Below are 19577 nucleotides of genomic sequence, written 5' to 3' on the forward strand. Positions count from 1 at the left end.
CAATGAAACAGACCCTTCGATCCTTCCTGCGCCACCCGAGCGGCATGCTCGGCCTGGTGATCCTGCTGGCCGTGATCGTGCTGGCCTTGAGCGCACCGCTGGTGTTCCCGGGCGACCCCTGGGACACGGTGGCTGCGCCGTTCACGCCGCCGCAGACCGACGGCATGCTGCTGGGCAGCGACAGCCTGGGCCGCGACATCGCCGCGGGCATCGCGCACGGCACGCGCGTCTCGCTGATGATCGGCCTGGCCTCCACGCTGGTCGCGCTGGTCATCGGCGTGGTGGTGGGTGCGCTCTCCGGCTACGTGGGAGGGCGCATCGGCGAGTGGCTGATGCGCTTCACCGAGCTGTTCCAGACCATCCCGGCCTTCATGCTCTGCATCCTGCTGGTGGCGATCCTCGAGCCGTCGATCCGCACCATCGTGATCGCCATCGCGCTGGTGAGCTGGCCGCAGGTGGCGCGCCTCACGCGCGGCGAGTTCCTGGCCCTGAAGGAGCGCGAGTTCGTGCAGGCCGCGCGCTGCCAGGGCGAGTCGCCGCTGTCGCTGATCACGCGCTACATCCTGCCCAACGCGCTGTCGCCGATCATCGTCGCGGGCTCGCTGTCGATTGCGAGCGCGATCCTGATCGAGAGCGCGCTGAGCTTCATGGGCCTGGGCGACCCCAACCTCATGAGCTGGGGCTTCATGATCGGCGCCGCGCGCACCATGCTGCGCCAGGCCTGGTGGATGAGCCTGTTCCCGGGCATCGCCATCCTGCTGACCGTGCTGGCCATCAACCTCGTGGGTGAAGGCCTGAACGACGTGCTCAACCCCCGGATCTCGCGCCAATGACGACACCCTCCTCTCCCCTGCTGTCGATCCAGGACCTGTCGATCGTGCTGCCGAGCTCGGGCGACCGCAGCCATGCGGTGGACCGGCTGTCGCTGGACATCGCCGAGAACGAGATCGTCTGCCTGGTCGGCGAGTCCGGCTCGGGCAAGTCGATGACGGCGCACGCCATCCTCGGGCTGCTGCCGCCGCGCGTGACCATCGACGCACACAGCCGCGTGCTGCTGGAAGGCACGGACCTCACGAAGCTCTCTGCCGCGCAGATGCGCAAGCTGCGCGGCGAACGCATCGCGATGGTGTTCCAGGAACCGATGAGCGCGCTCAACCCGCTGCAGCGCATCGGCGCGCAAGTCGCCGAAGCCCTGCAGCTGCACAACGCGACCGGCCTGAGCGCCACGGCCATCGAGGAGCGCTGCCTGGCGATCATCGATGCGGTGGGCCTGCCTTCGCCGAAGCAGATCGTGCGCAGCTATCCGTTCCAGCTGTCGGGCGGCCAGCGCCAGCGCGTGATGATCGCGATGGCGCTGCTCAACAACCCGCGCCTGCTGCTGGCCGACGAGCCGACCACCGCGCTGGACGTGACCACGCAGCGCCAGATCCTCGACCTGATCCAGACGCTGCAGGTCGAGCGCAAGATGGGCGTGCTGTTCATCACGCACGACTTCGGCGTGGTGGCGGACATCGCCGACCGCGTGGTCGTCATGCGCCACGGCCGCGTCGTCGAGCAGGGCACGCGCGACGCGGTGCTGCGCCACCCGCAGCACGACTACACGAAGGCACTGATCGCCGCCGTGCCCGGGCGCAACGCGCGCAGCACGCCGCACGCGCGGAAGACGGCCGAGCCGCTCTTGAAGATCGAGCGGCTGCAGAAGACCTTCGTCTCGAAGTCGGGGCTCTTCACCGCGCCGCGCACCGTGGTGGCGGCCGACAACATCGACCTGGCGATTCAGGAAGGCGAGACGGTGTCGGTGGTGGGCGAATCGGGCTCGGGCAAGTCGACGCTGGGCCGCATGGTGATGCGACTGATCGAGCCCGACAGCGGCGCGATCACCTTCGCCGGCCAGCCGATCCTGGGGCAGAGCGCCGCGGCGCTGCGCGCCTACCGCAAACAGGTGCAGATCATCTTCCAGGACCCCTTCGCCTCGCTCAACCCGCGCCAGAAGGTGGGCGATGCGATCGCACGCGGGCCGATGATCTACGGCACGACGCGCGCCGAGGCGCTCAAGGCCGCGGCCGCCCTGCTCGACCGCGTGGGACTGGGTGCGTCGGCGGTGAACCGCTTTCCGCACGAGTTCTCGGGCGGGCAGCGCCAGCGCATCTCGATCGCGCGCGCCCTGGCGCTCAAGCCGCGGCTGCTGATCGCCGACGAGGCGGTGTCGGCACTCGACGTGTCGATCCAGGCGCAGGTGCTGGCCCTGCTGGCCGAGCTCAAGGCCGAGCTGGGCCTGACCATGATGTTCATCACCCACGACCTGCGTGTGGCGGCCGAGATCTCGAACACGGTGGTCGTGATGCAGAAGGGCCGGATCGTCGAGCGCGGCGCGCCCGGCCAGCTCTTCAGCGATCCGCAGCATGCGTACACGCGCACGCTGCTGGGCGCGATGCCGGGGCTGGAGTTCTTCGAGCACAGGCTGGCGGCATGAGCACCGCTGCGTCCGCCGACCTCGGCCGGCACAGGGGCGCGCCTGCGCTCGACACCCTGCCGCAGGGGGCGGCCAGCGCCCGCACCGACCCGACCACCCTGCCCGCGTCCCACGCACTGGCACCGCATCTACTCGCATCCTCATGACCACCGTTGCCCTGCTCAGCCATTCCGTCGACCTCGACTTCCTGCGCCCTCTGCTGCTGAAGGCCGACCCCTCGCTGGCCATCGCCACCTGGCCCGACCCGCGCTGCCTCGAGGCCGAGGTGGCCGTGTGCTGGAACTCGCCGCCCGGCGTGTACGCACAGATGCCGAATCTGAAGCTGGTGCACAGCATCGCGGCCGGCGTGGACAACGTGGTCGCCGGCCAGGACATCGGCACGCTGCCGGTGTGCCGCGTGGTCGACCCGATGCTGGCCGAAGGCATGCTGCAGTTCGTGCTGTGGGGCGTGCTGCATTTCCATCGCCAGCTCGATGCCGCCCTGGCCAGCCAGCGCGCGAAGGAATGGAAGCGTCCGACGCAGACGCCGGCCTCGGCCTGCCGCGTGGGCCTGATGGGCATGGGCGAACTCGGCGGCCACATCGCGGCCCGCCTGCCCCTGCTGGGCTATCCGGTGAGCGGCTGGGCCCGCACGCCGCGCGAGATCCCGGGCGTGACGATGTTCAGTGGCGAAGAAAGCTACCTCGACTTCCTCGCGCAGACCGACGTGCTGGTGTGCCTGCTGCCGCTCACGGCACAGACCCGCGGCATCCTTTGCGAGCGCACCTTCTCGGCCCTGCCCTGGGGCGCGGCGCTGATTCACTGTGGCCGCGGCGAGCACCTGGTCGAGGCCGACCTGATCGCCGCGCTCGGCAGCGGCCAGCTGCGCGGCGCCGTGGTCGACGTGTTCGAGAACGAGCCCCTGCCGCCCGAACACCCGCTGTGGACCACGCCCGGCGTGGTCGTCACGCCCCACATGGCGACCATGGCCACCTTCGACGTGGTGGTGCGGCAGGTGGCACGCAACGTCGGTCAATTGCGCCGGGGCGGCCCGCTCTTCAACCAGGTCGACACAGCGCGCGGCTATTGACGCGCGACGTCTCCTCTCGAATTCCAACTCACCACAGACAAAGACATGAGCAACCTCGACCCTGCCTTCACCGCCGCGACCCAAGGCGCGAAGCCCGCGCCCCTCGACCCGCAAGTCCAGCGCTTCGTGCAGCGCATGAGCGCGGACGCTTCGAAGTTCCCGCGCCGCGACACGGTGTCGATCGCCGAAGGCCGCGACATCGCGGAGAAGGTGCGCGCGCCCTGGGCCGCGGGCGGCCCGGTGATGGAACGCACGACCGAGCAGATGGTGCCCACGCGCCACGGCGAGGTGCTGATCCGCACCCACTACCCCAAGGAACGCCGCATGCCCGGCGCCTTCTTCTACATCCACGGCGGCGGCTTCGTGCTGTTCAGCATCGACACCCACGACCGGCTGATGCGCGAGTACGCCGAGCGCGCCGGCATCGTGGTGATCGGCATCAACTACACGCGCGCCCCCGAGGCCAAGTTCCCGCAGCCGATCGAGGAATGCATCGACACGGTGAGCTGGCTGATTGCGCACGCGGGGGAGATCGGCTTCGACCCGAAGCAGTTCTTCGTCGGCGGCGACTCGGCCGGCGGCAACCTCTCGCTGTGCACGGCCCTGCACTTCCGCGACCAGGGCGCGAGCCCGATCCGCGGCCTGGTGCTGAACTACACCGGCTTCAGCACCGACCTGTACCAGGACTCGGTGGTGCGCTACGGCGCGGGCGACTACGGTCTCTCGCTGCACATGATGGTCTGGTTCTACCGCAACTACCTGGGCCGCAAGGAGGACTTCACCGACCCGCGCATGAACCTGCTCGACGCCGACCTGCACGACATTCCACCGGCCTTCCTGGTCATCACCGAATGCGATCCACTGTACGACGGCAACATCGACATGGTGGCCAAGATGAAGGCCGAGGGCCTCGACGTCGAGTCCAAGGTGTACCCGGGCACGGTCCACAGTTTTCTCGAGGCCGTGTCGGTGGCCGACGTGGCGGGCGAGGCCTTCGACGACACGGTGCGCTGGCTGCAGAAGCACGCCTGAGAGGGGGCGCGATGTACACCCCGCCCGCCTACGCGGAATCCGACGAGGCCTTGCTGCGCGAACGCATGCGCGCATGGAGCTTCGCCACGCTCGTGACCCACGGCGCCGAAGGCCTCAACGCCACGCACCTGCCCTTTCTCGTCGACGACGAAGGGCCGCACGGCCTGCTGACCACGCACCTCGCGCGCGGCAACGCGCAGTACCGCGACCTGAAGGCCGGTGCGCCGGCGCTGGTGATCTTCCAGGGGCCGCATGCCTTCATCTCGCCGAGCTGGTACACGAACCGGCTGACCTTCCCCACCTGGAACTACACGGCCATCCATGTGCAGGGCACGCCGGAAGTGGTGGAAGACACCGCGGCCATCCACGCGGTGCTGCAGCGCACGGTCGCGACCTACGACACGCCCCTGGGCGGCGAATGGGACTTCGGCGCCATGCCGCAGGAACTGACCGCGTCGCGCCTCACGGCCATCGCGGCGGTGCGCATTCCCATCGCGCGCCTCGAGGGAAAGATGAAGCTCAACCAGGACAAGTCGGTCGCCGACCGGCGGGGCGTGATCGCCGCGCTGGAGAAGCAGGGCGATGCGCAGAGCCTGGCCGTGGCCGCGCTGATCCGCAGCCAGCCCGATCTCGCGACGGCACACTGACAACGCAGAACCACACGAAGACCAGACATGACCACCATCGACACCCCGGCGCCCGCCGACGCCGAGACCCAGACCCGCCGCGACCTCGCGGCCCTCTATCGACTGGTCGCGCACTTCCGCATGACCGACCTGATCGACACCCATATCAGCGCCCGCATCCCCGGCACGCCGGACCATTTCCTGATCAACCGCTACGGCGTGCTGTTCCACGAGATGCGGCCCGAGGACCTGGTGAAGATCGACCCGAGCGGCGCGGCGGTCGATGCCGACGCCGCATCGGAACGCGTCAACGCGGCCGGCTTCACCATCCACTCGGCCGTGCACATGGCGCGCCATGACCTGGCCTGCGTGATCCACACGCACACGGCCGACGGCATCGGCGTGTCATGCCAGCAGGAAGGCCTGCTGCCCATCTCGCAGCATGCGCTGAAGTTCTACGGCCACCTCGCCTACCACGACTACGAAGGCATCGCGCTCGATCTCGAGGAACGCGACCGCCTGGTGGCGAGCCTGGGCCAGCACCGCGTGATGATCCTGCGCAACCACGGCCTGCTGGCCGCGGGACGCACGATCGCCGAGGCTTTCCTGAACATCTACTTCCTGGAGCGCGCCTGCCAGGCCCAGATCAAGGCACTGAGCGGCGGCCAGCCCCTCAGCTACCCGCCAGTGGCCGTGCGCGAGCGCACCGCGGCGCAATTCAACCGCGAGGAAGGCTTGGCGCATGCGCAGATGGCATGGGAGTCGGCGCTGCGGCTCATCGCCTGACGGGCGACGCCGGGGCGCCGCGTGCGCCCTGCACTCGGGCGCATGACGGGGCACCGTGTAACGCAGCGCACCAATGAAAAAGGCCACCTGAAAAGGTGGCCTTTTTACTGGATGTGGAGCGGGATAAGAGACTCGAACTCTCGACCTCAACCTTGGCAAGGTTGCGCTCTACCAACTGAGCTAATCCCGCATCGAGTCTGCAATTCTAGCCCGGATTTTTAGTGAATCCGACGGGTCCCAAGGAAAAAGTTCGAGGCGCCGAAGCAGAGGCCCAGAAAGGATGGATCGCCGCTGCGCATTCATTCCGCTTTCGAACTCGCCGTGTCGAGCGCAGCCTTCATCCGCATGAACAGCCCACCCACCGATGTGGCCAGATAGCCTGAGTAGCTTTCGGAAGCCAGGGTCTTCGCAACGGTGGCCGAGTCGACGAAACGGCTCATCTGCGACTTGAACGCATGGCCCTCGACAATTTCCGGCAGCAGCCGGATCGCATGGTCGAGCAGAGCGGGATAGTTCACGACGCCATAGTCGTTGATCTTTGAAATGACCAACTCGGGTGCCAGCATGGCGCCCCGCGTGTCCAGCCAAGCCAGGTCCCAGATGTCGCGATGCCGAATCTTGGCCGAATCGGCCTTCACGGGCTGGCCCTGGTTGTCACGAAGCGAGGTGGGAAAGGCCAGCACCTTGTCCGCCATGACCTCATCGAGCGACTCTGCGTTGACCAGGACCGTCGGCATGCCTGCCAGGAAGTCATAGTTGATCCGCAGCGGAACCAACTCGCGGGTGTACGCAGGAATGTTGGCAATCTCCAGCTTGATCTTCTGTCGCGGCATCGCCCGGTTCTCGGGAGAAGTCTCGATCGAGATCCACCATTTGTCGACGCGCACAGGGTCTGTGCCGTCCTCGCCCCTCTTGCCCGGCTTGTTGTTGACCAGGACCTTCAAGCCGAAGCGCTCGCCGATGCGCTTCTCCACGCAATCCTTGATCCTTTCCATGCTCGTTGCGGAGAAGTTCGTGCCGCCTGCGAAATTCAGGTCTTCACTGAAGCGGTCCGAGCCTCGGCACAGCCGCAGCGACGTGCCCCCTTGAAACACCAGATCCTTGAGCAAGCCCTCGGCGTCGAGCGCGTGAAAGATCTCGTAGTGCAACAACTCCTTTTCCACGACCGGACGCATGGCAGCCAGTGCCGTATTGGCCATGGCCAGGTCGACCAGTTCGTTGAAGTCCGCCTTGTCTTCGCTCATTCGTCCTCTCCTTCTTCGAGGTGGCTTCGGTCGAGCATGTTCGCATTGCGTCCCACACGCAGAAGATCGCGAACGGCCGCCCGCTGGGTGGCAATGCGAAGCGGCCGTCCCTTGACAGCCAGGGTGTTCTTGATGACCTGTGCGACGCCGCGCTTGGTGTGCGTGAACTCGATCGTTCCGTAGGGTGTCTCGATCAGACCGCTGCCTCCGGTGGTCATCACCGTCATGCGATCGATCGGAATCTGAGAGATGACGCCGTACTCCGACAGCATCGACTCCAGGCTGACATAGGACAGCGCATCGGGGCGGAGTGCCTTGGCGATTTCTTCGGCGATCCAGCGATTCCTGCTCGACGCCGCCGGGTTGACGTAAAGACCACGCGCCGCCCGTTCAAGCAACCTGTCGTCGACCATCCGCTTCAAGGACTGTTCCATCGACTTGGCGGATTCTGCAGGGAACAGCTTGTCGAGGTCCCTTCGGGCGAGCACGTAGATGCCTCGCCTGTCCAGCTCGGCCAGCCGACCGATCAACTCCAACCTCTTCATAAGTCACCTCGAACCCCTGTTTTTCAACGGGTTTGTACAAACTTAATCGTAGGCCGATCCTGATTGAGGGTCAAGCGCCCCATGAGGGCCTCGCCGCGCCGACGCGCCATCTCAGTCCGGCACGAACATCGCCTTGAACTTCCCCTCGTCGGCCGCGTCCTCGAAGGTGACCAGCTGGCCCGCCTTGTTGTCCACGATCCGGTGCGCCGCGAACAGGCTGTAGCGGCCCTTCAGGTAGTAACTCTCCATCTCGATGAGCATGTACGGATAGGGCACGAAGACCTGGTGCGCGAACACCACGCGGTGCAGGTTGCGCGGATTGGGAAAGAGCTTGTACTCCGCGGTGCTCAGGGCCTGGGCGGTGGCCATGGTCAGGCGGCGTCGCGCACGTCGGCCACCGGCTTGCTGCCGAAGTCCGCACGCGCCAGATAGGCCAGCACCTTGGCACCGGCGGTGGCGGGCGAATCGAGCAGGCCGTCGGCCTTGAGCTTCTCGAAGCGCGCACGGTCGGGGAACAGGCCGGCCTCGGTGCCGCGCATCGCGATCTGCATGTCGGTGTCGATCACGCCGGGCGCGAGCGAGACGATCTTCGCGCCGTTGGGGCGCAGCGCCTCCTCGAGCGCGACCGCGCGCGAGAAGTGGTCCATGCCGGCCTTGGCCGCGCAGTACGGGGCCTGGCTGGCCATGGCGTTGCGGCCCAGGCCCGAGGAGATGTTCAGCACCTTGCGGGCACCGCGCCAGTCCTGCGTGGCGCGCAGGAAGGCGGCCGTGAGCAGCAGCGGCGCCTCGAGCCCGATGCGCAGCGATTGCGCCAGGTCGGCCGCATCGGCCTTCTCGAGCGGGCCGAGCTGGCCGACGGTGCCGGCGTTGTTGATCAGCGTGACGCTGTCGAAGGCCTGCGCGTCCTGCGTGGCGAGCCAGGCGGCCACGCGCTCGGCCGCGGCGGCCGGTGCAGCCAGGTCGAAGGACCACTGCTCGATCTTCGCGCCGTGCTGCGCGGCCTTGGCGGCCAACGCGTCGTCGGTCTTGCGCGAGATGCAGACCAGCGTGTGGCCGGCCTCGAGCAGCTGTTCGGCCATGGCGCGGCCCATGCCGCGGGAGGCGCCGGTGAGGAGGGTGAGGTGCGATGCGCTCATTGCTTTGTGTCCTGGAAGGAGATGGCGGAAGAAGAAGAACTGGAAGAAGGGGCCGTGACGCTGGCGCGCAGCGCCGGCAGGTCGAGCACGCGCAGGCCGCCGTACTCGACCTGGATCATGCCTTGTGCCTCGAGGGTGCGCAGCGCTTCGTTCACGCGCTGGCGCGACAGGCCGATCAGGTAGGCGAGCTCCTGCTGCGTGATGCGCAGCAGCTGGCCCACGCCGGGGAACAGCACCGGATTGAACAGCGCCGCGAGGTTGCGCGCCACGCGCACGTCGGGGTTGTTCAATCGGTCGGCCTCGCGCGCTGCGATGAACTGGGCCAGCCGCTCGTTGAGCTGGTTCATCACGAAGCGGTTGAAGCCGATCGAATGGTCGAGCAGCCAATGGAAATCGTCGACCGGCAGGCCGGCGATCACGCTGCGGCGCAGCGCCTGGATGTTGTAGCGGTAGGGCTCGCGCTTCATCACCGTGCCCTCGCCGAACCAGCCGCCGGGCGGCAGGCCGCTGTAGGTCATCGAGGTGCCATCGGCGTTGTCGTTGCTCATCTTGAACAGGCCCTCGATCACGCCGAACCAGTAGGTCGGCGGCCGGCCCACACGGCAGATCAGGTCGCCGGGTTCGGCCTCGCTGACCACCAGCGCGGCTTCGGTGCGCTGCCGCTCGGCCGGCGCCAGTGCATCGAGCCAGGGGATGTTGCGCAGCTCGTCGGCACGGGCCGCGCGCAAGCGATCCCGGATCGAACCGGAGGCAGGGGCCGCGGAGGTCATCGGGTAAGTCCGGGGGAGTGGAGACCCTGAGATTGTCGTTGGAACGACAACTTGGCGTCAAAGTCGGTCCTACAGTCGCCCCATCGTGAACACAAGCACACCGGCCGACACCACCTTTCCCCGCCTGCTGCGCGCCCATGCCGCCGCGCAGCCCGACGCGCCCGCCGTGCGCGAGAAGGACCTGGGCATCTGGCAGACCTGGACCTGGGGCGAGACCGCGCAAGCGGTGCGCGAGATGGCCTGCGGCCTGGCGAGTCTGGGCTTCGAGGCCTTCGACAACCTGGCCATCGTGGGCGCCAACCGCCCGCACCTCTACATGGCGGTGGTCGCGGCGCAGAGCCTGCGCGGCGTGCCGGTGCCGCTGTACCAGGACGCGGTGGCGAGCGAGATGGTCTTCATGCTCGACGACGCGGAAATCCAGTTCGTGATCGCCGAGGACCAGGAGCAGGTCGACAAGCTGCTCGAGTGCCGCGAACTGCAGAAGGACAGCGGCCACGCGATCCGCCACATCATCTATGACGACCCGCGCGGCCTGCGCCACTACACGCAGCCGGGGCTGATCAGCTTCGAGCGTCTGCGCGAACTGGGCCGTGCCCACGACGCCGCCCACCCCGGCTTCTTCGACGCCCGCGTGGCGAGCGGCGAGCCCGGCGACGTCGGCGTGATCCTCTACACCTCGGGCACCACCGGCCGGCCCAAGGGCGTGTGCCAGACGCATGCGAGCTTCATCGCCGCGGGCCACGGCGGCGTGGTCACCGACCGGCTCGGCCCGGGCGACAACGTGATGAGCTACCTGCCCATGGCCTGGGTCGGCGATCACCTGTTCTCGGTCGCGCAATGGCTGGTGGGCGGCTTCACGCTCAACTGCCCCGAGTCGGCCGCGACCGTGATGAACGACATGCGCGAGATCGGCCCGAGCTACTACTTCGGCCCGCCGCGCACCTTCGAGGGCCTGCTGACCGCCGTGTCGATCCGCATGGAAGACGCAGCCGCGCCCAAGCGCTGGCTCTATGCGAAGTTCATGGCGCTGGCGCAGCGCGTGGGCGCCGACATCCTGAACGGCGCGCCGGTCGGCGCGGGCGACCGCCTGCTCTACGGCATCGGCAACGTGCTGGTCTACGGCCCGCTGCGCAACGTGCTGGGCATGAGCCGCATCCGCGTGGCCTACACCGCGGGCGCGGCCATCGGCCCCGACCTGTTCCGCTTCTACCGCTCGATCGGCGTCAACCTCAAGCAGTTCTACGGCCAGACCGAGACCTGTGCCTACGTGTGCCTGCAGCAGGACGGCAAGGTCAAGCTGCAGACCGTGGGCCCGGCGGCGCCCGGCATGGAACTGCGCATCGCCGACAACGGCGAGGTGCTGGTGCGCGGCGTGTCGGTGCTCAAGGAGTACTACAAGCGGCCCGATGCCACGGCCGAGGTGCTCGATGCCGACGGCTACTTCCACACCGGCGACGCGGGCGTGCTCGACAGCGAAGGCCACCTGCGCATCATCGATCGCGCCAAGGACGTGGGCCGCATGTCGGGCGGTGCGATGTTCGCGCCCAACTACATCGAGAACAAGCTCAAGTTCTTCCCGCAGATCAAGGAAGCCGTGTGCTTCGGCGACGGCCGCGACGCGGTCTGCGCCTTCGTCAACATCGACTTCGAGGCGGTCGGCAACTGGGCCGAGCGCCGCGGCCTGGCCTACGGCGGCTACGTCGACCTGGCCGGCAAGCCGGAGGTGCTGACGCTGATCGCCGAATGCATCGCCAAGGTCAATGCCGACCTGGCGGCCGAAGCCGGCATGGCCGACACGCAGGTCGCGCGCTTCCTGGTGCTGCACAAGGAACTCGACCCCGACGACGACGAGATGACCCGCACGCGCAAGGTGCGCCGCGGCTTCGTCGCGCAGAAATACGCGGTGCTGCTCGATGCGCTGTACGGCGGCAGGAGCGAGCAGTTCATCGAGACGCAGGTGAAGTTCGAGGACGGCCGCACCGGCTCGGTCAGCGCCACGCTGCAGATCGTCGATGCCAAGCGTTATCCCGAAGTGAAGGCCGCAGCATGAGCAACAGGAAGACCGGCGACGTCATCCTCGACGTCCAGAACATCAGTCTCAGCTTCGGCGGCGTGAAGGCCCTGACGGACATCAGCTTCAACGTGCGCGAGCACGAGGTGCGGGCCATCATCGGCCCCAACGGCGCGGGCAAGAGCTCGATGCTCAACTGCATCAACGGCGTGTATGCGCCGCAGCAGGGATCGATCACCTTCCGCGGCCAGACCTTCAAGCACATGAACTCGCGCCAGGTGGCCGAGATGGGCGTGGCGCGCACCTTCCAGAACCTGGCGCTGTTCAAGGGCATGAGCGCGCTCGACAACATCATGACGGGGCGCAACCTCAAGATGAAGAGCGGTCTGCTGGCGCAGGCCTTCCGCAACCCCTTCGGCTGGGGCTCGGCCGAACGCGAGGAGCTGGCGCAGCGCGAGTTCGTCGAACGCATCATCGACTTCCTCGAGATCCAGCCCTTCCGCAAGACGCCCGTGGGCCAGCTGCCCTACGGCCTGCAGAAGCGCGTCGACCTCGGCCGCGCCCTGGCGATGGAGCCGCAGGTGCTGCTGCTCGACGAGCCGATGGCGGGCATGAACGTGGAAGAGAAGCAGGACATGAGCCGCTTCATCCTCGACGTGAACGACGAGTTCGGCACGACCATCGTGCTGATCGAGCACGACATGGGCGTGGTGATGGACATCTCCGACCGCGTGGTGGTGCTCGACTACGGCAAGAAGATCGGCGACGGCACCCCCGACGAAGTACGCAGCAACGAAGACGTGATCCGGGCTTATCTCGGCGCGGAACACTAGGAACGGCGGGCCCCATGGGTTTCTTTCTCGAAACGATTTTCGGCGGCTTGATGGCCGGCATGCTCTACGCCCTCGTGGCGCTGGGCTTCGTGCTGATCTTCAAGGCCTCGGGTGTCTTCAACTTCGCGCAGGGTGCGATGGTGCTGTTCGCGGCGCTGGCGATGGCGCGCTTCGCCGAATGGATTCCGAAGTGGTTCGGCTTCCAGAGCGTGGTGCTCGGTGCCGTGCTCGGCTTCATCGCCGCCGCGCTGTGCATGGTGATCGTGGCCTGGCTGATCGAGCGCCTGGCGCTGCGCCGGCTGGTCAACCAGGAAGGCATCACGCTGCTGATGGCCACGCTGGGCATTTCGCACGTGCTCGACGGTGCGGGCCAGCTGATCTTCGGCAGCGCCACCTACAAGATCGACATCGGCATGCCCAAGGAACCGCTGCTGGTGCTGGAGAACATGTTCGAAGGCGGCCTGCTGCTGAGCAAAGAAGACCTCTACGCGGCCGCGATCGCCGCCACGCTGGTGGTGCTGCTCACGCTGTTCTTCCAGAAGACCGGCACCGGCCGCGCCTTGCGCGCGGTGGCCGACGACCACCAGGCCGCGCAGTCGATCGGCATTCCGCTGGCGCGCATCTGGGTCATCGTCTGGTCGATCGGCGGCATCGTCGCGCTGGTGGCCGGCGTGATCTGGGGCAGCAAGCTGGGCGTGCAGTTCTCGATCTCGCTGGTGGCCCTCAAGGCCTTCCCGGTGGTGATCCTCGGCGGCCTGACCTCGGTGCCCGGCGCCATCCTCGGCGGCCTGATCATCGGCATGGGCGAGAAGCTCTCCGAGATCTACCTCGGCCCCTTCCTCGGCGGCGGCATCGAGAACTGGTTCGCCTATGTTCTGGCGTTGGCCGTGTTGCTGATCCGGCCCCAAGGCCTGTTCGGCGACAAGATCATCGATCGCGTATGAAAAAGCTCGCCCCCAGTCTTCGCGCACTTCGTGTCGCTTCGCCAACCCCCTCGCCGGGGGCAATACCAACGGCCCGGCAAAGCCGGTTCCGCGGTATTCCTGGACTCTCCCCCGAGGCTTCGCGCACTTCGTGTCGCTTTGCCCTCCCCTTCCGGGGGCCATACCAGCGGCCCGGCAAAGCCGGTTCCGCGGTATTCCTGGAATGGTTCACGCACTGAGCGACTGATATGTTCTATCGAGAAAACGGTCAATTCAAGAGCAGTTACCGCGCGGATCTGGCGCTGTTCCCGGTCGCGCAGGACCGCTGGGTCATGCTGGCCTTCGCGGCCATCGCCTTCATCGCGGTGCCGATGCTGGCCAGCGACTACAGCTTCCGTGCGGTGCTGATCCCCTTCCTGATCCTGGCGCTGGCCGCGATCGGCCTCAACATCCTGGTCGGCTACTGCGGCCAGATCTCGCTGGGCACCGGTGCCTTCATGGCGGTGGGCGCCTATGCGGCCTACAACCTGCAGGTGCGCATCGAGGGCATGCCGCTGCTGGTGTCGCTGATCGGCGGCGGCCTGGCGGCCACGGTGGTGGGCGTGCTGTTCGGCATCCCCAGCCTGCGCATCCGCGGGCTGTACCTCGCGGTGGCCACGCTGGCGGCGCAGTTCTTCATGGACTGGTTCACCAACCGCGTGAAGTGGGTCACCAACGATTCGTCCTCGGGCTCGGTCAGCGTCAATTCGCTGCAGATGTTCGGCTACGAGTTCAACACGCCGACGCAGAAGTACCTGCTGTGCCTGAGCCTGGTGGTGGTGTTCGCGCTGCTGGCCAAGAACCTGGTGCGCGGCGCGATCGGCCGCGAATGGATGGCGATGCGCGACATGGACGTCGCGGCCTCGGTGATCGGCATCCGGCCGGTCTACGCCAAACTGACCGCGTTCGCGGTGAGCAGCTTCATCGTCGGCGTGGCCGGCGCGCTCTGGGGCTTCGTGCACCTGGGGGCCTGGGAACCCGCGGCCTTCGGCATCGACAAGTCGCTGCAATTGCTGTTCATGATCATCATCGGCGGCCTGGGCTCGATCGCCGGCAGCTTCTTCGGCGCCGCCTTCATCGTGCTGCTTCCGCTCTTGCTGAACTACGTGCCGCACTGGCTGGGCCTGTCGATCTCGACGGCCACCGCATCGCACCTCGAGCACATGATCTTCGGCGCGCTGATCGTGTTCTTCCTGATCGTCGAGCCGCACGGCCTGGCGCGCCTGTGGTCCACCGCGCGGCAGAAGCTGCGGCTCTGGCCCTTCCCCCACTGATCCCCACCGATCCCCATATTCCGTTCCACCACGCACTCACGTGCTATTACAAGGAGACAAGCCATGCAATTCAGGAATCTCGCACGCACCGCGGCACTCGCCGCCGCGGGGCTTTCGATGGTCGTCGCGGGTTCGCTCGCGCAGGCCCAGCCGGCCGAGCAGTTCGTGCCGCTGCTGGTCTACCGCACCGGCCAGTTCGCACCGCTGGGCATCCCATGGGCCGACGGCAAGCAGGACTACCTGAAGCTGGTGAACGCACGCGACGGCGGCGTCAACGGCGTCAAGCTGACGTATGAAGAATGCGAAACCGCCTACGACGCAGCCAAGGGCGTGGAGTGCTACGAGCGGCTCAAGGGCAAGGGTTCGGGCGCTTCGGGCTTCGACACGCAATCGACCGGCATCACCTTCGCCGTGACCGACAAGGCCTTCGTCGACAAGGTGGTCGTCGAGACCCCCGGCTATGGCCTGTCGCAATCGGCCGACGGCACGGTGTTCGAGTGGAACTTCCCGCTGCTGGGCACCTACTGGACCGCGGCCGACGTGATGATCCAGGACATCGCGAAGAAGGAGAAGGGCAACCTCAAGGGCAAGAAGATCGCGCTGGTCTACCACGACTCGCCCTACGGCAAGGAGCCGATCCCGCTGCTGCAGAAGCGTGCCGCGGCCCAGGGCTTCGAGCTCTCGCTGTTCCCCGTCACGCCACCCGGCGTGGAGCAGAAGTCGACCTGGCTGCAGATTCGCCAGCAGAAGCCCGACTACGTGCTGTTCTGGTCGGCCGGCGTGATGACGCCCGCCGGCATCCGCGAGGCGCAGGCCAGCGGCTACCCGCGCGAGAAGATCTACGCGGTCTGGTGGGCGGGTTCGGACCATGACGTGAAGGACATCGGCGCCGGCGCCAAGGGCTACAACGCGATCACGCTGCACAACAGCGCGGCCAAGGACAAGATCCACGACGAGCTCAAGAAGCTGGTGTACGACAAGGGCCAGGGCACCGGCCCGGCCGACGGCATCGGCTCGATCGCGCACACCCGCGGGATGATGATCTCGATGCTGCAGGTCGAGGCGATCCGCGCCGCGCAGGACAAGTACGGCAAGGGCAAATCGCTCACGTCCGAGCAGGTGCGCTGGGGCTTCGAGAACCTGAACCTCACGGCCGACAAGCTCAAGGCACTGGGCTTCGGCGAAGTCATGCGGCCGGTGAAGACATCCTGCAGCAACCACATGGGCGACGACTGGGCGCGCATCGTGCAGTGGGACGGCGGCAAGTGGGAGATCAAGTCCGACTGGTACCAGTCCGACAAGAGCTACATCGATCCGCTGGTCAAGGAATTCGCGGCCAAGTACGCCAAGGACAAGAACGTCAAGCCACGGAACTGTTGATCTCCCCCAAGCTTGCGCACTTCGTGTCGCAGCGCCAACCCCCTCTCCGGGGGCGACACCAGCGGCCCGGCAAAGCCGGTTCCGCGGTGTCCCGCGACAAGAAGTGCGTAGCCAGGGGGCCGGCTCGACAGAGCCGGCATCTGAAAGGCGCGCACAAGCCCGCCTTCCACATGCTTCGGACACCACCATGAGCGAACCCAACATCCTTCTCAACGTCAACGGCATCGAGGTCATCTACAACCACGTGATCCTGGTGCTCAAGGGCGTGTCTCTGACCGTGCCCGAAGGCGGCATCGTGGCGCTGCTCGGCGGCAACGGCGCGGGCAAGACCACCACCCTGCGCGCGGTGTCGAACCTGCTCGCGGGCGAACGCGGCGCAGTGACCAAGGGCACGATCGAGCTGCGCGGCGAGCGCATCGAGGCGCTGTCGCCCGCGGCGCTGGTGCAGCGCGGCCTGATCCAGGTGATGGAAGGCCGCCACTGCTTCGCCCACCTGAGCATCGAGGACAACCTGCTGACGGGCGCCTACACGCGCACCGACGGCAAGGCCGCGATCGCAGAGACGCTCGAGAAGGTCTACGCCTACTTCCCGCGGCTGAAGACGCGGCGCGCCTCGCAGGCGGCCTACACCTCGGGCGGCGAACAGCAGATGTGCGCCATCGGCCGTGCGCTGATGGCCAACCCGACCATGGTGCTGCTCGACGAGCCCTCGATGGGCCTGGCGCCGCAGATCGTCGAGGAGGTGTTCGCGATCGTGAAGGACCTGAACGAGAAGGAGCGCGTGACCTTCCTCTTGGCCGAGCAGAACACCAACATGGCGCTGCGCTTCGCCGACTACGGCTACATCCTCGAGAACGGCCGCATCGTGATGGACGGCGAAGCCCAGAGCCTGCGCGAGAACGAGGACGTGAAGGAGTTCTACCTCGGCGTCGGCGGCGCCGACCGCAAGAGCTTCAAGGACGTCAAGAGCTACAAGCGCCGCAAACGCTGGCTGGCATGAGCGCGCGACGGAACCGAATCCATGACTGATTTCTACGACGCACTCGAAACACGCGACCCCGCCCGGCGCGAGGCCGACCTGCTGGCGGCCCTGCCCCACCAGATCGCGCACGCGCAGGCCGCGGCGCCGGCCTTCGCAGCCCTGCTCGACGGCGTCGATGCCACGCAGGTGACCAGCCGCGAGGCGCTGGCGAAACTGCCGGTGGTCCGCAAGTCCGAGCTGCTGGAGCGGCAGAAACAATTGCGCGCAAGCGACCCCTTCGGTGGCTTCAGCGCGATCGCGCGTGGCCCGGCCATGCTGCGCGTGTTCGCCAGCCCCGGCACCATCTACGAGCCCGAGGGCGCGACCCGCGACTACTGGCGCACGGCGCGTGCACTGCACGCCGCGGGCTTTCGCAGCGGCGAACTGCTGCACAACAGCTTCAGCTACCACATGACGCCGGCCGGCGCGATCCTGGAGAACGGCGCGCACGCGCTGGGCTGCACGGTGTTCCCGGGCGGCACCGGCCAGAGCGAGCAGCAGGTCGAGGCCATGGCCGAGCTGCGGCCCGACGGCTACATCGGCACGCCCAGCTTCCTGCGCATCCTGCTGGAGAAGGCGGCGGCCATGAACGTCGCGCTGCCCAGCCTGACCAAGGCGCTGCTGTCCGGCGAGGCCTTCCCGCCCAGCCTGCGCGACTGGCTGGCCGAGCGCGGCATCGACGGCAAGCAGTGCTACGCCACGGCCGACCTGGGCCTGATCGCCTACGAGACCAGCGCCCGCGAAGGGCTCGTGCTCGACGAAGGCGTGCTGCTGGAGATCGTGCGCCCCGGCACCGGCGACCCAGTGCCCGAGGGCGAGGTCGGCGAGGTGGTCGTGACCACCTTCAACCGCGACTACCCGCTGGTGCGCTTCGGCACCGGCGACCTCTCGGCCGTGCTGCCGGGCCATTGCCCGACGGGGCGCACCAACACGCGCATCAAGGGCTGGATGGGCCGCGCCGACCAGACCACCAAGGTGCGCGGCATGTTCGTGCACCCCGGCCAGGTCGCGAGCGTGCTCAAGCGCTTTCCCGACGTGCTGCGCGCACGTCTGGTGGTCGAGGGCGAGATGGCCGACGACCGCATGACGCTCAAGGTGGAAGCGGCTTCTTCGGAAGCAGCCGCCCAGATCGCCGAGGCGATGCGCGACGTGACCAAGCTGCGCTGCACGGTCGACGTGGTGGCGCCGGGCACGCTGCCCAACGACGGCAAGGTGATCGAGGACGCGCGCAGCTACAAATAGCCGCAGCGCACGCGCTTCAGATCGCCGCCACGCTGCCCGTCACCGGCAGCACGATGCCCGTGATGTAGCCCGCGCACACCGGCGAGGCCAGGAACACGTAGGCGGGCGACAGCTCCTCGGGCTGGGCCACGCGCTTGAAGTCGGTCTCCTTGCCGAACTTGCGCACGTCCGCGGGCTTCTTGTCGGCCGGGTTGAGCGGCGTCCACACCGGCCCGGGCGCGACCGCGTTGACGCGGATGCCGCGGTCGATCACGTTGAGCGCCAGCGCCTTGGTGAACGCATGGATCGCGCCCTTGGTGGCCGAGTAATCGATCAGATTGCGGCTGCCCTGCAGCCCGGTGCGCGAGCCGGTGTTGATGATCGATGCGCCGTTCTGCATGTGCGGCAGCGCCGCGCGCGCCATGCGCATGTAGCCGCCGATATTGGTCTGCAGCGTGAGGTCCATGCGCTCGTCGCTGATGTCTTCCAGCGTTTCCGCATGCATCTGGAAGGCCGCGTTGTTGACCAGCACGTCGAGCCGACCGAAGGCTTTGAGCGTGCGCGCCACCGCGCGTTCACAGAAGGCCGTGCGGCGCACGTCGCCGCGGATCAGCAGGCAGCGCCGGCCTTCGGCCTCGACCGCGGCCTGGGTTTCCTTCGCATCGTCGTCTTCGTGCAGGTAGACGATGGCCACGTCGGCGCCCTCGCGCGCGAACAGCACGGCGACGGCGCGGCCGATGCCGGAGTCGCCGCCGGTCACGATGGCGGCAAAGCCTGCGAGCTTGCCGCTGCCGATGTAGCCGGGTGCGGTGTAGCGCGGGCGCAGCGCCATGTCCTTCTCGCGGCCGGGCTTGGCGAGGTGTTCGCCCGGCAGCGTGTCGGGCTGCACGCGCGCGCCGGCCTGGACGGCGCGGGTCTTCTTGCGCGCGGCGGGCGCGGCGCGGTCGCGCGCGTCCTGGCTGCGCTGGATGGCGCGCTGGCGTTCGACGACCGGACGTGTGGTGGTGGTGACTGACTTGGCCATGCGGCGGACTCCTGGATTGGCGCGATGCGGTCCATGCTGGGCATGGCGCGGACTCGGCCGTGTCGGCCAAAGCCCTGCGCCAGGCGCCGAAAGCGCCACGTTCGACACCGTGTTCACCCCGAGTCGTACCCATGCCACCCCTCAAAAAATAAGGGCTATTTCTTAGGGCA

19 protein-coding genes and 1 tRNA gene are annotated in these 19577 nt (G+C 67.4%); 13 read left to right on the forward strand and 7 right to left on the reverse strand.

Annotated elements, in window-relative coordinates:
- The first annotated feature begins 2 nt into the window (after window positions 1-2).
- The 6 genes from ACSFBC_RS21405 to ACSFBC_RS21430 all read left to right on the forward strand — a co-directional run bounded on the left by ACSFBC_RS21405 (window position 3) and on the right by ACSFBC_RS21430 (window position 5986).
- Window positions 3-833, forward strand: coding sequence for an ABC transporter permease (locus ACSFBC_RS21405; protein ID WP_435512375.1), 831 nt, complete (start codon window positions 3-5; stop codon window positions 831-833).
- Entirely contained in the window at window positions 830-2473 is a 1644-nt protein-coding gene (locus tag ACSFBC_RS21410; RefSeq protein WP_435512376.1) for an ABC transporter ATP-binding protein, read from the forward strand. Before ACSFBC_RS21405 ends, ACSFBC_RS21410 begins: the two co-directional genes overlap by 4 nt.
- A gap of 142 nt (window positions 2474-2615) precedes the next feature.
- Entirely contained in the window at window positions 2616-3542 is a 927-nt protein-coding gene (locus tag ACSFBC_RS21415) for a 2-hydroxyacid dehydrogenase (RefSeq protein ID WP_435512377.1), read from the forward strand.
- Window positions 3543-3587: 45 nt separating this feature from the next.
- A complete protein-coding gene (locus ACSFBC_RS21420; protein ID WP_435512378.1) occupies window positions 3588-4574 on the forward strand; it encodes an alpha/beta hydrolase fold domain-containing protein in 987 nt (328 codons plus the stop codon).
- Window positions 4575-4585: 11 nt separating this feature from the next.
- A complete protein-coding gene (locus tag ACSFBC_RS21425; RefSeq protein ID WP_435512379.1) occupies window positions 4586-5221 on the forward strand; it encodes an FMN-binding negative transcriptional regulator in 636 nt (211 codons plus the stop codon).
- A 27-nt stretch (window positions 5222-5248) separates the two neighbouring features.
- Window positions 5249-5986, forward strand: a complete 738-nt coding sequence (locus ACSFBC_RS21430) for a class II aldolase/adducin family protein (RefSeq protein WP_435512380.1) — start codon at window positions 5249-5251, stop codon at window positions 5984-5986.
- A 114-nt stretch (window positions 5987-6100) separates the two neighbouring features.
- On the opposite strand, the gene ACSFBC_RS21435 is transcribed toward ACSFBC_RS21430, so the two are convergent.
- The 6 genes from ACSFBC_RS21435 to ACSFBC_RS21460 form a co-directional block, all read right to left on the reverse strand.
- Window positions 6101-6176 (reverse strand) — tRNA-Gly (locus ACSFBC_RS21435).
- 109 nt (window positions 6177-6285) lie between these two features.
- Window positions 6286-7230 (reverse strand): nucleotidyl transferase AbiEii/AbiGii toxin family protein, encoded by a 945-nt coding sequence (locus ACSFBC_RS21440; RefSeq protein WP_435512381.1) that lies wholly within the window; start codon window positions 7228-7230, stop codon window positions 6286-6288.
- Complete coding sequence (gene abiEi / locus ACSFBC_RS21445) at window positions 7227-7775, reverse strand: type IV toxin-antitoxin system AbiEi family antitoxin (RefSeq protein ID WP_435512382.1); 549 nt, start codon at window positions 7773-7775, stop codon at window positions 7227-7229. Before abiEi ends, ACSFBC_RS21440 begins: the two co-directional genes overlap by 4 nt.
- A 111-nt stretch (window positions 7776-7886) precedes the next feature.
- On the reverse strand, window positions 7887-8144 hold the full coding sequence (locus tag ACSFBC_RS21450) for a hypothetical protein (RefSeq protein ID WP_435512383.1): 258 nt from the start codon (window positions 8142-8144) through the stop codon (window positions 7887-7889).
- A gap of 2 nt (window positions 8145-8146) precedes the next feature.
- Window positions 8147-8911: an SDR family NAD(P)-dependent oxidoreductase gene (locus tag ACSFBC_RS21455; RefSeq protein WP_435512384.1), complete on the reverse strand. Its 765-nt coding sequence runs from the start codon at window positions 8909-8911 to the stop codon at window positions 8147-8149.
- Window positions 8908-9681 (reverse strand): Crp/Fnr family transcriptional regulator, encoded by a 774-nt coding sequence (locus ACSFBC_RS21460; protein ID WP_435512385.1) that lies wholly within the window; start codon window positions 9679-9681, stop codon window positions 8908-8910. Before ACSFBC_RS21460 ends, ACSFBC_RS21455 begins: the two co-directional genes overlap by 4 nt.
- An 85-nt stretch (window positions 9682-9766) precedes the next feature.
- Here ACSFBC_RS21460 and ACSFBC_RS21465 point away from each other — a divergent pair, with 85 nt between their 5' ends.
- From ACSFBC_RS21465 to ACSFBC_RS21495, 7 genes are all read left to right on the forward strand, one after another.
- Entirely contained in the window at window positions 9767-11731 is a 1965-nt protein-coding gene (locus ACSFBC_RS21465) for an AMP-dependent synthetase/ligase (protein ID WP_435512386.1), read from the forward strand.
- Complete coding sequence (locus ACSFBC_RS21470) at window positions 11728-12525, forward strand: ABC transporter ATP-binding protein (RefSeq protein WP_435512387.1); 798 nt, start codon at window positions 11728-11730, stop codon at window positions 12523-12525. Before ACSFBC_RS21465 ends, ACSFBC_RS21470 begins: the two co-directional genes overlap by 4 nt.
- Before the next feature lie 14 nt (window positions 12526-12539).
- The gene (locus ACSFBC_RS21475; RefSeq protein ID WP_435512388.1) at window positions 12540-13469 is read left to right on the forward strand and encodes a branched-chain amino acid ABC transporter permease; all 930 of its coding nucleotides are present in this window, start codon (window positions 12540-12542) and stop codon (window positions 13467-13469) included.
- Between the two features lie 227 nt (window positions 13470-13696).
- Complete coding sequence (locus tag ACSFBC_RS21480; protein WP_435512389.1) at window positions 13697-14761, forward strand: branched-chain amino acid ABC transporter permease; 1065 nt, start codon at window positions 13697-13699, stop codon at window positions 14759-14761.
- 63 nt (window positions 14762-14824) lie between these two features.
- A complete protein-coding gene (locus ACSFBC_RS21485) occupies window positions 14825-16141 on the forward strand; it encodes an ABC transporter substrate-binding protein (protein WP_435512390.1) in 1317 nt (438 codons plus the stop codon).
- 187 nt (window positions 16142-16328) lie between these two features.
- Window positions 16329-17141, forward strand: a complete 813-nt coding sequence (locus tag ACSFBC_RS21490; protein ID WP_219211155.1) for an ABC transporter ATP-binding protein — start codon at window positions 16329-16331, stop codon at window positions 17139-17141.
- A gap of 21 nt (window positions 17142-17162) precedes the next feature.
- The gene (locus ACSFBC_RS21495; protein ID WP_435512391.1) at window positions 17163-18404 is read left to right on the forward strand and encodes a phenylacetate--CoA ligase family protein; all 1242 of its coding nucleotides are present in this window, start codon (window positions 17163-17165) and stop codon (window positions 18402-18404) included.
- A 16-nt stretch (window positions 18405-18420) separates the two neighbouring features.
- On the opposite strand, the gene ACSFBC_RS21500 is transcribed toward ACSFBC_RS21495, so the two are convergent.
- Complete coding sequence (locus tag ACSFBC_RS21500; protein ID WP_435512392.1) at window positions 18421-19407, reverse strand: SDR family oxidoreductase; 987 nt, start codon at window positions 19405-19407, stop codon at window positions 18421-18423.
- Window positions 19408-19577 lie beyond the last annotated feature (170 nt).

Source organism: Variovorax frigidus (assembly GCF_051216515.1).
GTDB lineage: Bacteria > Pseudomonadota > Gammaproteobacteria > Burkholderiales > Burkholderiaceae_C > Variovorax.

Bases quoted from the DNA above. Each gene is read 5' to 3' on its own strand.
- ACSFBC_RS21405 (WP_435512375.1), top strand. From the start codon at position 3: ATGAAACAGACCCTTCGATCCTTCCTGCGCCACCCGAGCGGCATGCTC.
- ACSFBC_RS21410 (WP_435512376.1), top strand. From the start codon at position 830: ATGACGACACCCTCCTCTCCCCTGCTGTCGATCCAGGACCTGTCGATC.
- ACSFBC_RS21415 (WP_435512377.1), top strand. From the start codon at position 2,616: ATGACCACCGTTGCCCTGCTCAGCCATTCCGTCGACCTCGACTTCCTG.
- ACSFBC_RS21420 (WP_435512378.1), top strand. From the start codon at position 3,588: ATGAGCAACCTCGACCCTGCCTTCACCGCCGCGACCCAAGGCGCGAAG.
- ACSFBC_RS21425 (WP_435512379.1), top strand. From the start codon at position 4,586: ATGTACACCCCGCCCGCCTACGCGGAATCCGACGAGGCCTTGCTGCGC.
- ACSFBC_RS21430 (WP_435512380.1), top strand. From the start codon at position 5,249: ATGACCACCATCGACACCCCGGCGCCCGCCGACGCCGAGACCCAGACC.
- ACSFBC_RS21440 (WP_435512381.1), bottom strand. From the start codon at position 7,230: ATGAGCGAAGACAAGGCGGACTTCAACGAACTGGTCGACCTGGCCATG.
- abiEi (WP_435512382.1), bottom strand. From the start codon at position 7,775: ATGAAGAGGTTGGAGTTGATCGGTCGGCTGGCCGAGCTGGACAGGCGA.
- ACSFBC_RS21450 (WP_435512383.1), bottom strand. From the start codon at position 8,144: ATGGCCACCGCCCAGGCCCTGAGCACCGCGGAGTACAAGCTCTTTCCC.
- ACSFBC_RS21455 (WP_435512384.1), bottom strand. From the start codon at position 8,911: ATGAGCGCATCGCACCTCACCCTCCTCACCGGCGCCTCCCGCGGCATG.
- ACSFBC_RS21460 (WP_435512385.1), bottom strand. From the start codon at position 9,681: ATGACCTCCGCGGCCCCTGCCTCCGGTTCGATCCGGGATCGCTTGCGC.
- ACSFBC_RS21470 (WP_435512387.1), top strand. From the start codon at position 11,728: ATGAGCAACAGGAAGACCGGCGACGTCATCCTCGACGTCCAGAACATC.
- ACSFBC_RS21475 (WP_435512388.1), top strand. From the start codon at position 12,540: ATGGGTTTCTTTCTCGAAACGATTTTCGGCGGCTTGATGGCCGGCATG.
- ACSFBC_RS21480 (WP_435512389.1), top strand. From the start codon at position 13,697: ATGTTCTATCGAGAAAACGGTCAATTCAAGAGCAGTTACCGCGCGGAT.
- ACSFBC_RS21485 (WP_435512390.1), top strand. From the start codon at position 14,825: ATGCAATTCAGGAATCTCGCACGCACCGCGGCACTCGCCGCCGCGGGG.
- ACSFBC_RS21490 (WP_219211155.1), top strand. From the start codon at position 16,329: ATGAGCGAACCCAACATCCTTCTCAACGTCAACGGCATCGAGGTCATC.
- ACSFBC_RS21495 (WP_435512391.1), top strand. From the start codon at position 17,163: ATGACTGATTTCTACGACGCACTCGAAACACGCGACCCCGCCCGGCGC.
- ACSFBC_RS21500 (WP_435512392.1), bottom strand. From the start codon at position 19,407: ATGGCCAAGTCAGTCACCACCACCACACGTCCGGTCGTCGAACGCCAG.